The sequence below is a fragment of the Pseudaeromonas pectinilytica genome, assembly GCF_054780855.1.
On record NZ_BAAGVN010000338.1, the window covers coordinates 1 to 14,093 of the forward strand.

The 14,093-nt window shown below is 54.9% G+C and carries 15 protein-coding genes; 11 read left to right on the forward strand and 4 right to left on the reverse strand.

The window, feature by feature from the left end; translation table 11 throughout:
• The first annotated feature begins 271 nt into the window (after positions 1-271).
• A complete protein-coding gene (gene xerD / locus ACYVG7_RS15505) occupies positions 272-1,156 on the forward strand; it encodes a site-specific tyrosine recombinase XerD (protein WP_460883994.1) in 885 nt (294 codons plus the stop codon).
• A 7-nt stretch (positions 1,157-1,163) separates the two neighbouring features.
• Here xerD and ACYVG7_RS15510 read toward each other — a convergent pair whose 3' ends face one another.
• The 4 genes from ACYVG7_RS15510 to aroQ form a co-directional block, all read right to left on the reverse strand.
• Positions 1,164-1,769: an HD domain-containing protein gene (locus ACYVG7_RS15510; RefSeq protein ID WP_460883995.1), complete on the reverse strand. Its 606-nt coding sequence runs from the start codon at positions 1,767-1,769 to the stop codon at positions 1,164-1,166.
• A gap of 137 nt (positions 1,770-1,906) precedes the next feature.
• Positions 1,907-3,247, reverse strand: coding sequence for an acetyl-CoA carboxylase biotin carboxylase subunit (accC, locus tag ACYVG7_RS15515; protein WP_460883996.1), 1,341 nt, complete (start codon positions 3,245-3,247; stop codon positions 1,907-1,909).
• Between the two features lie 13 nt (positions 3,248-3,260).
• On the reverse strand, positions 3,261-3,704 hold the full coding sequence (gene accB / locus ACYVG7_RS15520; RefSeq protein WP_460883997.1) for an acetyl-CoA carboxylase biotin carboxyl carrier protein: 444 nt from the start codon (positions 3,702-3,704) through the stop codon (positions 3,261-3,263).
• Positions 3,705-3,733: 29 nt separating this feature from the next.
• A complete protein-coding gene (aroQ, locus tag ACYVG7_RS15525) occupies positions 3,734-4,189 on the reverse strand; it encodes a type II 3-dehydroquinate dehydratase (RefSeq protein WP_460883998.1) in 456 nt (151 codons plus the stop codon).
• Between the two features lie 318 nt (positions 4,190-4,507).
• Here aroQ and glyA point away from each other — a divergent pair, with 318 nt between their 5' ends.
• From glyA to ACYVG7_RS15575, 10 genes are all read left to right on the forward strand, one after another.
• Positions 4,508-5,761 carry a serine hydroxymethyltransferase gene (gene glyA / locus ACYVG7_RS15530; protein ID WP_460883999.1) on the forward strand — a complete coding sequence of 418 codons (1,254 nt, stop codon included), beginning with the start codon at positions 4,508-4,510 and terminating at the stop codon, positions 5,759-5,761.
• 143 nt (positions 5,762-5,904) lie between these two features.
• Positions 5,905-6,354, forward strand: a complete 450-nt coding sequence (gene nrdR, locus ACYVG7_RS15535; RefSeq protein ID WP_460884000.1) for a transcriptional regulator NrdR — start codon at positions 5,905-5,907, stop codon at positions 6,352-6,354.
• 39 nt (positions 6,355-6,393) lie between these two features.
• Positions 6,394-7,497: a bifunctional diaminohydroxyphosphoribosylaminopyrimidine deaminase/5-amino-6-(5-phosphoribosylamino)uracil reductase RibD gene (ribD, locus tag ACYVG7_RS15540; RefSeq protein ID WP_460884025.1), complete on the forward strand. Its 1,104-nt coding sequence runs from the start codon at positions 6,394-6,396 to the stop codon at positions 7,495-7,497.
• Between the two features lie 2 nt (positions 7,498-7,499).
• Positions 7,500-8,162, forward strand: a complete 663-nt coding sequence (locus tag ACYVG7_RS15545; RefSeq protein ID WP_460884001.1) for a riboflavin synthase — start codon at positions 7,500-7,502, stop codon at positions 8,160-8,162.
• A gap of 29 nt (positions 8,163-8,191) precedes the next feature.
• The gene (gene ribBA / locus ACYVG7_RS15550) at positions 8,192-9,301 is read left to right on the forward strand and encodes a bifunctional 3,4-dihydroxy-2-butanone-4-phosphate synthase/GTP cyclohydrolase II (protein WP_460884002.1); all 1,110 of its coding nucleotides are present in this window, start codon (positions 8,192-8,194) and stop codon (positions 9,299-9,301) included.
• A gap of 128 nt (positions 9,302-9,429) precedes the next feature.
• A complete protein-coding gene (ribH, locus tag ACYVG7_RS15555; RefSeq protein ID WP_460884003.1) occupies positions 9,430-9,900 on the forward strand; it encodes a 6,7-dimethyl-8-ribityllumazine synthase in 471 nt (156 codons plus the stop codon).
• A gap of 13 nt (positions 9,901-9,913) precedes the next feature.
• Positions 9,914-10,330: a transcription antitermination factor NusB gene (nusB, locus tag ACYVG7_RS15560; RefSeq protein ID WP_460884004.1), complete on the forward strand. Its 417-nt coding sequence runs from the start codon at positions 9,914-9,916 to the stop codon at positions 10,328-10,330.
• A 125-nt stretch (positions 10,331-10,455) separates the two neighbouring features.
• Complete coding sequence (thiL, locus tag ACYVG7_RS15565) at positions 10,456-11,424, forward strand: thiamine-phosphate kinase (RefSeq protein ID WP_460884005.1); 969 nt, start codon at positions 10,456-10,458, stop codon at positions 11,422-11,424.
• A gap of 16 nt (positions 11,425-11,440) precedes the next feature.
• Complete coding sequence (locus ACYVG7_RS15570; protein ID WP_460884006.1) at positions 11,441-11,929, forward strand: phosphatidylglycerophosphatase A family protein; 489 nt, start codon at positions 11,441-11,443, stop codon at positions 11,927-11,929.
• 426 nt (positions 11,930-12,355) lie between these two features.
• Complete coding sequence (locus tag ACYVG7_RS15575; RefSeq protein ID WP_460884007.1) at positions 12,356-14,077, forward strand: dipeptide ABC transporter ATP-binding protein; 1,722 nt, start codon at positions 12,356-12,358, stop codon at positions 14,075-14,077.
• The last annotated feature ends 16 nt before the right edge of the window (positions 14,078-14,093 follow it).

A 14,093-nucleotide genomic window follows, 5' to 3' on the forward strand; every position in this document is an offset into this window, starting at 1 on the left:
CATTCGCCATGCGAGAGTAGGACACTGCCAGGCACCCAATTTGGTCGAAAGACCCGCATGCGAGAGTAGGAAATTACTTCGCAAGCACTCAATTAGACCGCAAGGTCAGCAAAAGCCCCGATAGCAATATCGGGGCTTTTTTGTATTTATTTTTGTGGCGGCAATTGGGCAGTATTGTCTTGTCTCTCGTACTCACTCTTCGCCGGTTTTATTTCCTGCCGGCTTCTCGTCATAATACATTTGGTAATTAATAGCCTAGGTATGTCTTCCCATGAGTGGAATAATCGACCAATTTCTCGATGCTCTCTGGCTGGAACGTGGTTTAGCAGAACATACGCTGGGTGCATACCGCTCAGATTTGGAGAAGTTCTCCGACTGGCTGGATAGTCGAGGTGATTCCTTGCTGACCTTACGAGGTGAGGTATTGCACGATTATATTGCCTGGCGTCTGGATCGCGGTTTCAAGGCTACCTCTACTGCGCGCTTATTGTCTGCCCTACGTCGCTTTTTCCAGTATCTAATTCGAGAGCAACTACGGGATGATGATCCAACCGCATTATTACTGAGTCCTAAACTACCAACGCGACTTCCAAAAGATCTCAGTGAGGCTCAAGTTGAAGCGTTGTTATCTGAGCCGGATGTTGGTGTTGATCTAGAATTGCGTGATAAAGCGATGCTGGAGTTGTTGTACGCGACCGGATTGCGGGTCTCGGAGTTGGTTGGTCTGAGGATGGAGAATATCAGCCTGCGTCAGGGCGTTGTTCGTGTCATCGGTAAAGGCAGTAAAGAGCGATTGGTACCCATGGGGGAGGAGGCAATGCATTGGATCAGCTGTTACTTACGTGAGGCTCGTGGTGCCCTGCTAGGTGCTCAAGCATCTGATGTGCTATTTCCATCCAATCGGGCGCAACAGATGACACGGCAAACGTTCTGGCACCGAATCAAGTTATATGCCAGCCGCGCACATATTGCCGTCGAATTATCCCCCCATACTTTGCGACATGCGTTTGCCACCCACCTGCTCAACCATGGAGCTGACTTGCGCGTGGTGCAGATGCTGCTGGGACATGCCGACTTATCGACTACACAAATTTATACCCATGTTGCCGGTGAACGCCTGAAAGCGCTACATGCCGAGTTTCATCCTCGGGCATGATTCAAAATCAAAGTGCTATGCCCTGACTCTCCTCTTTTGCCTGCGCGATAAATTGCCGAACCAGTGTTAGCCGAGCTCGAGCTAGCTCGCGTGCTGGTGCCGTCAGTAGTTCCGCTTCCAACTGTTGATACCGCTCTAAAACCGGTAGTACGTCGCTGAAGGTTTTGAAGCGGGTATCCCGCCCTACTTTGCTGATGGTTCTTAGCAGCCCGACTGCGCCAATCAGCTCCAGAATATCGGCATCATGCAGCAAGATCGCTTCTATATTGGTCGGCCTTGCTTGTGGATGATGCTGTTGGATAGCCTCCTGGACTGCAGCGATCTTGTCTACGGGAAATCCCCAGCTTTTGAGTAACGTTGGAGCTTGAGCAATCGCATATGCCACGTTGTCCCATTTGGCCAACGCTTGGAGATCTTCGGGACGGTGGCCTACGAAAACCCCCAGATCATGAAGCCAACAGGCTGCGAACAGTATGTCATCATCATACGGGTGGTTTGTTCCCAGCGAGCAAGCTAGCGCGTACAGGCGTGGCTGATGACTGAATTTGTCCACGGGTAGTGCTTGTTGGCGAATGTAATCGCATAGTTGCTGGCGCCAAGTGTGGCTCGTCATGTTCTTCTCCTACTGCGGTAGTTGGTCGTGTTCTAGGCGCGTGACTCTTGGCGCCTGTTGCCGTCAGTTCCTGACATTGTGCTTCGCGCAATAAAAAGGCCGCAGCAGCGGCCTTTTACCATGACGCAATGTCAGGATCAGAGTCCGAGTTTCTTGTGCAGATAGTGGATATTGGTACCACCCAACGCAAAGTTTTCGTCCCGCATGATCTCTTTTTGCAGCGGAATATTGGTCTTGATGCCTTCGACTACGATTTCGTCCAGCGCTTGTCGCATACGGGCAATCGCGGTGTCGCGAGAATCGCCGTAGCAGATCAGTTTGCCGATCATCGAGTCGTAATAGGGTGGGACTGTATAACCACTGTAGATATGGGAATCCCAACGGACACCCAGACCACCCGGAGCATGGAACCACTCAATCTTGCCTGGTGCTGGCAGGAATGTTTGCGGATCTTCGGCATTGATGCGGCATTCGATAGCGTGCCCCTTCATGCGGATATCTTCCTGCTTGATGGTCAGCGGTTGACCTGCAGCAATCTTCAACTGTTCCTTGATCAGATCAATGCCGGTCACCATTTCGGTTACAGGATGTTCAACCTGGATCCGGGTATTCATCTCGATGAAATAAAATTCACCGTTTTCATACAGGAACTCGAAGGTACCTGCACCCCGATAGCCAATCTCGATACAGGCTCGCACGCAGCGGGCACCGATGAATTGACGCATCTCCTCGGTAATTCCCGGGGCCGGAGCTTCTTCTACAACCTTCTGATGGCGACGTTGCATAGAGCAGTCGCGTTCACCCAGATAAATGGCATTACCCTGACCATCGGCGAGAACCTGAATTTCAATATGACGTGGATTCTCCAGGTATTTCTCCATGTAGACCATGTCATTGTTGAAGAACTGGCCTGCTTCGGACTTGGTCAGCGCAATGGAGTTAACCAACTCGGACTCGGAACGCACGACACGCATACCGCGACCACCGCCGCCACCCGCTGCCTTGATGATCACCGGATAGCCGATCCGCTTGGCAATGCTGGCATTCTCCTTGGTATCGTCACCGATCGGGCCGCCAGAGCCGGGCACACAGGGAACTCCAGCTTTTTTCATGGCATTGATGGCCGAGACCTTATCGCCCATCAGACGGATAGTTTCAGCTTTCGGTCCGACAAAGATAAAGCCTGATTTTTCGACCTGTTCGGCGAAATCCGCATTTTCGGAAAGAAAGCCGTAGCCAGGATGAATGGCAACGGCACCTGTCACCTCGGCTGCGGCGATCAAGGACGGCACATTGAGGTAGGATTCTTTTGCCGAAGCACGACCAATACAAATCGTTTCATCGGCCAGCTTGACGTGCTTGAGATCCCGATCCGCCGTGGAGTGTACCGCGACTGTCTTGATGCCGAGCTCTTTGCATGCGCGCAAAATGCGAAGCGCAATTTCACCGCGGTTGGCGATGACTACTTTGTCCAACATGGTCAGACGCCCCTTATTCGATGATGAACATCGGTTGATCGAATTCCACGGTATCGCCGTTTTCAACCAGGATACGCTTGATCACCCCAGCCTTGTCGGATTGGATCTGGTTCATCATCTTCATGGCCTCCACGATGCACAGTGCATCACCGACCTTGACCTGCTGGCCGACTTCAACAAATGGCGCCGCATCTGGGCCAGATGAGCGGTAGAAAGCACCAACCATCGGGGAGCGCAGGATATGCCCGCTCAGCTCAGCAGCTGCCGGAGTCGCGGCTGGTGCCGCCGGGGCTGCGACCACTGGTGCTTGTGGGGCGGCATAAGCCATGGGGGCGACTTGTGCAACCACGCCACCGCGACTGATACGCACCGACTCTTCACCTTCGGTGATTTCCAGCTCGGTGATCCCGGACTCTTCAACCAGTTCGATCAGTTTTTTGATTTTACGGATATCCATTTGCATTCTCTGTTCAACTTCTCTAGCAGTTAAATGATTGACTGGCGCAGATGGCGCACAGCCGCTAGTAAAGCAAATTCGTAACCATCCGCTCCGAGACCGCAGATCACCCCCTTGGCCACATCGGACAAGTAGGAGTGATGACGGAACGGCTCGCGAGCATGGACATTGGAAAGGTGGATCTCGATAAACGGGATCGCAACTCCCAGCAGTGCATCACGCAATGCAACGCTGGTATGAGTGAAGGCCGCCGGATTGATCAGAATAAAATCCACCTGGCCCATGGCGGCATGAATGGCGTTCACCAATTCAAATTCGGCATTGGACTGCAGATGAGTCAGTGTGATCGCTTGTTCATCAGCCAATCGTGTCAGCTTTGCCACGATATCGTCGAGCGTGGCTGAACCGTAGATGCCAGGCTCCCGCTTGCCCAACAAATTCAGATTGGGGCCATTCAGGAGCAGGATCCGTTCTTTTGTGGCCATTGTGAGCTTATCCTCGGCAATCATGCAGCTATCGTTAGGGTAGCTACGCAGTTCACGCATTAATGTGCGTTTTGTATGCTTTCTTGCGTCGGCCTTCAAGCCAAACTCGCCAATTATAGTGATTTCGTGAAAATTGGCAGCATTTTACTGGTCTAATCACCACAACATGCTCGTAAACTGCACATGTTTCATTCATCGGGCTATAGTTGCCCGCTCGTTTTTAGCTCAATTGTTACTATCCTGTGCTATCCAGTCGCTTGGTGGCAAGGTAGAATGTGACCACCCCCCCAAATCATTACGCAGAGTCAGGAGATATGGATGCTGAAGCGTGACATGAACATTGCCGATTACGATCCCGCACTGTGGGCGGCCATCACCGATGAAACCGTGCGCCAGGAAGAGCACATCGAGTTGATTGCCTCCGAGAACTACACTAGCCCGCGCGTTATGCAGGCCCAGGGTTCACAGTTGACCAACAAGTACGCCGAAGGCTATCCCGGTAAGCGTTACTATGGTGGTTGCGAGTACGTCGACGTGGTCGAGACTCTGGCTATTGAGCGTGCCAAGGAACTCTTTGGTGCCACCTACGCAAACGTTCAACCGCATTCTGGCTCGCAAGCCAATAGCGCGGTTTACATGGCGCTGCTGCAGCCGGGCGATACCGTTTTAGGTATGAATCTGGCCCATGGTGGTCACCTGACTCACGGTTCACCCGTCAATTTCTCCGGCAAACTGTATAACATCATTCCTTACGGCATCGATGAAGCAGGCAAGATCGACTATGTCGAACTGGAACGCTTGGCGGTTGAAAACAAGCCGAAGATGATTATCGGTGGTTTCTCTGCCTACTCAGGTATTGTGGATTGGGCCAAGCTGCGCGAAATCGCCGACAAGATCGGTGCTTACCTGTTCGTCGACATGGCTCACGTCGCCGGTCTGGTCGCGGCGGGTGTTTACCCGAACCCGGTACCTCATGCTCATGTCGTGACGTCGACCACTCACAAGACTCTGGCTGGTCCGCGTGGTGGTTTGATCCTCTCCGCTGAGAATGATGAAGAGCTGTACAAGAAGCTGAATTCTGCGGTATTCCCGGGTGGCCAAGGCGGCCCGCTGATGCACGTGATTGCCGGTAAGGCGGTGGCGTTCAAAGAAGCGATGGAGCCTGAGTTCAAGGCGTACCAGCAGCAAGTGGTCAAAAACGCCAAGGCTATGGTCGAGGTGATTAAGTCTCGCGGTTACAAGATTGTCTCTGGCGGCACCGAGAACCATCTGTTCCTGATCGATCTGACCGACAAGGAATTGACCGGTAAAGAGGCTGATGCTGCTCTGGGCAAGGCCAATATCACCGTCAACAAGAACTCGGTACCGAACGATCCGCGTTCCCCGTTTGTAACCTCCGGAGTCCGGATTGGTTCTCCCTCCATCACCCGCCGCGGTTTCACTCAAGCGGATGCCACCGAGCTGGCCGGCTGGATCTGTGATGTGCTGGATAACCACACCGACGAGAAGGTTCTGGCCGATACTCGCGAGAAAGTATTGGCGATCTGTAAGCGTTTGCCTGTCTACGCCTGATTGCTATACAGCCCCTTTATCGAAAGAGCCGCAGACGCGGCTCTTTTTTTTGCCCTCAGCGAGCCGTTGTAGCACTGAAGGTTCAATAGCAGGTAGCGCCTCTGTTACACTGCGGATCCTGTTCCTCGCCGGAGACAAGCTCCATGCACTGCCCGTTCTGTAGCGCTGATGAGACCAAGGTGATTGATTCCCGTTTGGTGGCCGAAGGGCACCAGGTTCGTCGTCGTCGTGAGTGTGTCGAATGTCACGAGCGATTTACCACCTTTGAGAGTGCCGAGCTGGTGATGCCTCGCGTCATCAAGAGCAATGGTAGCCGTGAGCCATTCAACGAAGACAAGTTGCGCGGCGGCATTCAGCGCGCTCTGGAAAAGCGTCCGGTGAGTATGGAAGCCGTTGAGGAGAGCGTTAACCGTATCAAGTCCCAGCTGCGGGCTACGGGGGAGCGTGAAGTCGATGCCAAGTTTATCGGCAATCTAGTCATGGAAGAGCTCAAAGGGCTGGATAAGGTCGCATATATCCGCTTTGCCTCCGTCTATCGCAGTTTTGAGGATATTCGTGAGTTTGGCGAAGAGATCGCCCGTCTGGAGACTTGAACGGTGGCACAAGACCTGGAAGTAGCTGCATCCGATTTGATGTGGATGGATCGTGCTCTGGCATTGGCAGCTCGCGGTCGTTTCACCACGGCACCGAATCCGAATGTTGGCTGTGTGTTGATTCGAGACGGCGAGCTGGTTGGCGAGGGTTGGCATCAAAAAGCCGGTGAGCCTCATGCCGAAGTGCACGCACTACGGGCTGCGGGTGAGCAAGCACGGGGTGCGACGGCCTACGTGACACTGGAGCCTTGTTCTCACTATGGCCGTACGCCGCCCTGTGCCTTGGCGCTGGTCGATGCGGGAATTCGGCGTGTCGTGGTGGCGATGACGGATCCCAATCCGCTGGTTGCCGGTCGCGGTCTGGAGATACTGCGGACTGCGGGTATCGAGGTCCTGTGTGGCGTGCGAGAAGCCGAAGCCAAGGCACTGAATCCCGGCTTTATCAAACGCATGCAAACCGGATTGCCCTGGGTGCGGGTAAAGCTGGCGGCAAGTCTGGATGGTCGTACGGCTTTGGCCAACGGTCAGAGCCAGTGGATCACGGGCCCGGCGGCTCGCGCCGATGTGCAAGCCTGGCGCGCGCGCAGCAGTGCTATTCTGAGCGGCGCCGATACTGTGTTGCTGGATAACCCATCCTTGAATGTGCGCTGGCATGAGTTGCCGAGCGAGATCCAGGCTGAATATCCCCAAAGCGCAGTACGCCAACCGGTTCGTATTCTTGTCGATTCCCGCCAACGCTTGCGATCTGAGTCCAGACTGTTTTCCTTGCCCGGCTTCGTCTGGTTGGCCCGAACTCAGGCTGAAGGTCTCTGGCCTGATAATACCGAGCAACTGCTGCTGCCATTGGCCGAGAGCGGCAAGCTGGACTTGCAGGCGTTACTGTGCGAATTGGGAACGCGCGGCATCAACGAGATTTGGGTGGAAGCGGGCCGGCAATTGGCGGGTGCTCTGGTATCCCAGCAGTTGGTGGATGAGTTGATTCTCTATTTAGCCCCCAAGTTGTTGGGCGAGGGTGCTCAGGGCCTGCTGGCTCTGCCTGAGCTCGAATCCCTGGCGCAAGCGCCGCTATTTTCTCTGCGTGAGGTATGCCAGATAGGTGATGATCTGCGCCTGACGTTGCAACCGCGCAAGCGGGAGGAGTAACCATGTTTACCGGAATTATTGAAGCCGTCGGCTCGATCGTCGCGATGGAGTCCAAGGGCTCGGATGTGTCGGTGCGAGTGCGCAGTGGCAAGCTGGATCTGCGCGATGTGAAACTGGGCGATTCGATTGCGACCAATGGCGTCTGTCTGACCGTGGTGCAGCTCCCGGGTGATGGCTATATCGCTGATGTGTCGGGGGAAACCATAGCGCGCACCGGATTTGCCGATTACCAGGCCGGGCAGCGGGTGAATCTGGAGAAGGCGTTGATGCCGACCAGTCGCCTCGGTGGCCATCTGGTCTCCGGACATGTGGATGGTGTGGGTAAAATTGTCGCCGTGAAACCCCTGGGCCGCGCCATAGAGTATTGGGTCGAAGCCCCGCGCGAGCTGGCGCGTTATATCGCCGAGAAGGGCTCCATCACGGTGGACGGTATCAGCTTGACGGTGAATAGTGTGGAAGGTGCCCGTTTTCGTCTGACCATAGTTCCCCATACCAGTGGTGAGACCACGGTTGGGGAGTGGAAGGTCGGGAGCCGGGTCAATCTGGAAGTGGATGTGATCGCCCGTTATCTGGAGCGTCTGGTGCTGGGTGATAAGGCGGCTGACATGGCTCCGGCATCCGGCGTCACCATGGCGATGCTGGCCGAAAACGGCTTTATGCGTTAAGCGGAAAACCAAGAGTAAGGAACATCGAGATGGCATTGAGTACCACCGCAGAGATCATTGAAGAGTTTCGTCAGGGCAAGATGGTGATCCTGATGGATGATGAGGATCGGGAAAATGAAGGCGATCTCATTATGCCGGCTTCCATGGTGCGCCCGGAAGATATCAACTTTATGGCCCGTTTTGGCCGTGGCCTCATCTGTCTGACGCTGACCAAGGCCCGCTGCCAGCGGCTGAACTTGCCACTGATGGTGGGCAACAACGGCGCCCAGTTTTCGACCAACTTCACGGTCAGCATTGAAGCGGCAGAAGGTGTGTCTACGGGCATCTCGGCGGCCGATCGGGCGCGGACCGTCTTGGCGGCGGTAGCGCCCGAGGCGACTGCTAATGATGTGGTGCAACCGGGACATATTTTCCCCTTGATGGCGCAGGAAGGCGGGGTCTTGACCCGCGCCGGTCACACCGAAGCAGGTTGTGATCTGGCCCGCTTAGCGGGATTCGAGCCTGCAGCTGTGATCGTCGAGATCCTCAACGAAGATGGCACCATGGCGCGGCGACCGGATCTGGAAAAATTTGCCGCCGAACATGGTATCAAGCTGGGCACCATTGCCGATCTCATCGAGTATCGCAACCAGCATGAAACCACGGTGGAAGAGGTGGCGCGTTGCCAGTTACCAACCGAATACGGCGTCTTCGAACTGGTCACCTTCCGCGACACCATCGACAGCCAGCTGCATTTTGCCTTGTGTAAGGGGGAGCTCAATGGTGCCGTGGCACCGCTGGTGCGGGTCCATCTGCATGACTACTTCAGCGATGTGCTGCTGACCGATCGTCATGCGCCGCGCAGCTGGCCAATTCATGAGGCGATGCAACGCGTTGCCAATGAAGGGGGCGTGCTGGTGATCCTCGGCAATGAAGGCGGGCAACATGAGCTGCTGGCTCGTGTGCAGCAGTTTGCGGCCATTGACCGCGGCGAACAGCAATTGCAACACAAACGCCAGGAAGCCTCGCGCCGGGTTGGGGTGGGTTCGCAGATCCTCAAGTCGTTGGGCGTCACCAAGATGCGGCTGCTCAGCGGCCAGAAACGCTATCACGCCCTCTCCGGTTTCGGCCTGGAAGTGGTGGAATATATCTCCGAGTAAGCTCGACCGTGCCGTCTTGACCCGGTATTGAAGCGAGGTCAAGGCGGCAAGTCACAGAACCGGGCTTTTGTCACAGCTTGGTTGTGCTAGAATACGCGCACTTTTCACCCCGCATAATAGGATTTCCCATGAAGGTCATCGAAGGAAACATTGCTGCGCCCGAGGCTCGCGTGGCCATTGTGGTGGCTCGCTTCAACAGCTTCATCAACGAGAATCTGGTTGATGGTGCGCTGGACGTGCTCAAGCGCCAGGGTCTGGTCCCGGACGAACAAATTACCCTGGTGCGGGTTCCTGGTGCCGTGGAAATTCCATTGGCGGTGAAAAAGCTGGCCAAGAGCGGCAACGTCGATGCCATCATAGCGCTCGGTTGTGTGATCCGTGGTGATACCTATCACTTCGAACTGGTGGCCAATGAGAACAGCAAGGGTATGGCGCAGGTCATGCTGGAATATGAAATTCCAGTCGCTTTCGGTGTGCTGACTACTGACAATGTTGAACAAGCTATCCAGCGCGCAGGTACCAAGGCGGGTAACAAGGGTGCAGAGGCGGCACTGAGCGCACTGGAAATGATCAACGTCCTGAAAAATCTGGGCGTCTGAAAGGAGTAATAGATTGAAACCGTCCGAACGCCGCAAGGCTCGCCATTTTGCCGTCCAGGCCATCTACCAATGGCAGATGACCCAGGACAACGTGGCTGATATCGAAGAGCAGTTCAAGCTGGATCAGGACATGAAAGGTGTCGATCTCGGCTACTTCCGTGAACTGTTATTTGGCGTGGCTGGTAACCTGAACAAGCTGGACTCGACCTTTTCCCCATTCCTGTCACGCAAGCTTGAGGATCTGGATCTGGTGGATAAGGCGATCTTGCGTCTGGCGACTTTCGAGTTGCTGTTCCGCAAGGACGTCCCTTATCGCGTGGTCATCAACGAAGGCATTGAGTTGGCCAAGGCATTCGCTGCCGAAGATAGCCACAAGTTCGTCAATGGCGTACTCGACAAGGTGATCAAGGATCAGGGGCTGGGCAAGTAATTCCCGCCTGCATCCTTCTGATTGCATCAAGCCAGCGTAAGCTGGCTTTTTTTTAGAACTGTTTTGGCACTGGATGCCGGCCATGGGGTGTCGCTGAGGGAGTTAGCCATAGCGCGAGGTGTGACATGGGTGAATTTGAATTGATCCGACGCTATTTTCAGCGTCCGGTACGCCGTAAAGACGTGGTGCTGGGATCCGGCGATGACTGTGCTTTGCTGAGTGTGCCTGCAGATGCGCTGTTGGCGGTCAGTACCGACACGTTAGTGGCAGGGGTCCACTTCTTTGCCGATATGGATCCCCGTAAGCTGGGGCATAAGGCATTGGCCGTGAATCTCTCGGATCTGGCGGCCATGGGGGCCGAGCCGCGCTGGGTGTCGCTGGCATTGACCTTGCCGGAGGTGAATGAGTCTTGGGTGGCGGCATTTGCCGAAGGATTTCTGGCATTGGCCGACTTCTACAATGTCGAGTTGATCGGTGGCGACATGACCCGAGGACCGTTATCGATGACGGTCTCGATTAAGGGGGTTGTGCCAGAACAGTGCGCTTTGCGCCGAAATGGTGCCCAGCCGGGTGATGCGATCTTTGTCACCGGCACCTTGGGAGATGGGGCTCTGGCCTTGCAGCATTGTCTTGGCAAGCTTCAGGTGGCGTCTGATGAACTGCCAGGTTTGATGCAAAAACTTGAGCAACCGCAACCCCGGATCCTGGCCGGTATGGCCTTGCGCAATCTGGCTAGCAGTTGCCTAGACATCTCTGATGGTCTGAGTTCGGATCTGCAACATATCCTTGTGGCTTCCGGCGTTGGCGCCCAGATCGAGCTGAGTCAGTTGCCGTTGTCGCCCGCACTGGAGGAATTAGCGGCAACTCAGGCTTGGCAATTGGCGTTGGCGGGGGGAGATGACTACGAGCTCTGTTTCACGTTGCCGGAAGCTCACCGTGGTGCTTTGCTGTTGGCCTTGCAAGCTGCATCGGTTACCGTGACCGAAATTGGGCGTATTGTGGCCGGTGAGCCACTAATCCAGTGGTTGGAACAGGGTCAGCCCCGGCTTTTGACGTTGCAGGGCTGGGACCATTTCCAGGCACCCACGGTATAAAACTCAAGGAGATGAGATGATTAAACCCGAACTCAAGCGTTTGTCGTGGCGCAATCCGCTGCATTGGTTGGCCACCGGATTTGGCTCCGGTCTCTCACCCAAGGCGCCTGGCACTTGGGGGACCCTGGCGGCTATCCCCTTCTATTGGCTGGTCATGGAGTGGCCGCTCTGGGCCTATGGCGCTTTGCTATTGGTGGGTTGCATCGCCGGAGTCTGGATTTGTGAGTCGGCGACCAGGGCGATCGGCATGGAAGATCATGGCGGCATCGTCTGGGATGAATTCATGGGCTTTGGCATCACCATGTTGCTGGCACCCAGTGGCTGGCTTTGGATCGGCGTTGGCTTCTTGCTATTCCGGTTTTTCGACATCCTCAAGCCCTGGCCTATTAGCTGGTTTGATCGTCAGGTGAAAGGCGGTCTGGGCATCATGCTCGATGATATCGTGGCTGGGATCTTCGCCTGTTTAACTCTGCAAATTTTGGCACATTTCGTGCTTCCGCTCTAATAGCTACCGCTCAGGGCAACAGACGTTATCGCGTCTGTTGCCTGATTTCGCCATGCAAAATAGCAACAAATTGGGATTGTGACGGATAAGTTGCGAAATGTGACCATCTGAGTCTATCCATAAAAACAGCGGCTTTTACTGCTCAGTGGCGGTTTTGCTGAAACAATTATTCAGTCGATGACTTGATTGGCGTTTCATCTGTTGCGAGTGTGGTTTTTTGCTAGTGCAATATTCTTAAAAGATGGATAAGCATAGTGATAAGTTGCATATCTATCTGCGGATCCCTGATTTACACAGCATAATAAACGAAGTAACTTACGTCAGTTTGCTTACAAAACTTAATAATAAACCGCCTTTGGCCATGCGGCCCGAAGGTATAAATCGGAAGTAAAAGACTCAGGGTGCAAGCCCTGTCGAGGTTGTGTCATGTCCTTGCTTGAAGTCAGGAACCTGCGGATCGAATATCCGTCCCGTCGTGGCGTGATGGCCGCGGTCAAGGATCTCTCCTTTACCATCGAAAAGGGAGAAATCCTGGGTGTGGTCGGGGAGTCAGGTGCCGGTAAGTCCACCATTGGCAATGCTATTATCGATCTGCTGAGCCCTCCGGGTCGTATTGCCCGGGGTGATGTCTATCTCAATGGTAAGAAAATCTCCGGCCTGGCACCGGAGGAGATGCGCAAGGTCCGTGGCGCCCATATCGGTTTTATCTTTCAGGATCCGATGACTTCGTTGAATCCGCTGTTCACCGTGGAACGCCAGTTAGTCGAAACCATCGAAGCCAATACCGAGCTGCGTGGTGCGGCGGCCGTGGCGCGAGCCATCGAGCTGATGGCCTCGGTTGGTATTCCGCAGCCGGAAATTCGTATCAAGCAGTATCCCCACCAGTTCTCCGGTGGTATGCGCCAACGGGTGGTTATTGCCATTGCCTTGTCAGGGGATCCTGAGTTCATCATTGCCGATGAGCCGACTACCGCACTGGATGTGTCGATTCAGGATCAGATCCTTGAACTGATCAAAGCCCTGTGCAAAGAGCGCCAGGTTGGCTGCATGCTCGTCACCCATGATATGGGGGTGGTGTCCAATGTCACCGATCGTGTCGCTGTCATGTACCGTGGCGATCTGATGGAGATTGGTCCGACCGCCAAGGTATTGGGCGAACCGGAACATCCCTATACCAAGAGTCTGATTGCGGCAGTTCCGCGCTCGGATATCAAGCTGGTGCGCTTCCCGCTGGTCAGCTATATCGAAGAGGCAGGCGAGAGCCAACCGCTGGATCTGAAGAATCACTGGCTAGGTCAGGCCATGGTACAGCGGGCGCATCAAGGTGCTTTGCTGCGGGTCGAAGATGTCAGCCTGAAATTCGTTACTAAGGATTCGTTCTTCGAGTCTCGCCGCCAGTATGTGCAGGCGAATAATCATGTCAGCTTCGAGATCCAGGAAGGCGAGACCTTTGGCCTGGTCGGTGAATCCGGCTCCGGCAAGTCGACGATTGCGCGGGTGATTGCCGGACTCTATCCGCCCAACGAGGGCAAGATCATCTTCGAAGATATCGACCTGACGGCGCTGAAGAGCGAAAAAGAGCGTCGGCCACTACGTCGTCAGATGCAGATGGTATTCCAGAATCCCTACTCATCCATGAATCCCCGGATGAAGGTCGGTGACATCATCGCCGAACCGATCCGTTTCCATAAGTTGGCGGAAAATGAGCAGCAGATTGCACAAATTGTTGCCGATTTGCTGGATCATGTCGGCCTGGGACGTCTGGCCGCGTTGAAGTACCCCCATGAGTTTTCCGGTGGTCAGCGCCAGCGGATCTCGATTGCCCGCGCTTTGGCGACGCGCCCCCGCTTGCTCATCTGTGATGAACCGACCTCGGCACTCGATGTGTCGGTTCAGGCGCAGATCCTCAATCTGCTCAAGGATCTGCAGGATGAGCTGAAGTTGACCATGCTGTTTATCAGCCACGACTTACCTGTTATCCGCCAGATGTGCGATCGCATCGGCGTGATGCAAAAAGGGGCCCTGCTGGAAGTCGCCCCGACCGAGCAACTGTTTACGGCGCCGCACCATGAGTACAGCCGTAAGTTGATTTCCCTGATGCCGGAGTTCAAGGGGATGAGTCGCGACGGTCTGCAGATCGCAGGCTGAGTCCGTAACCGGAACC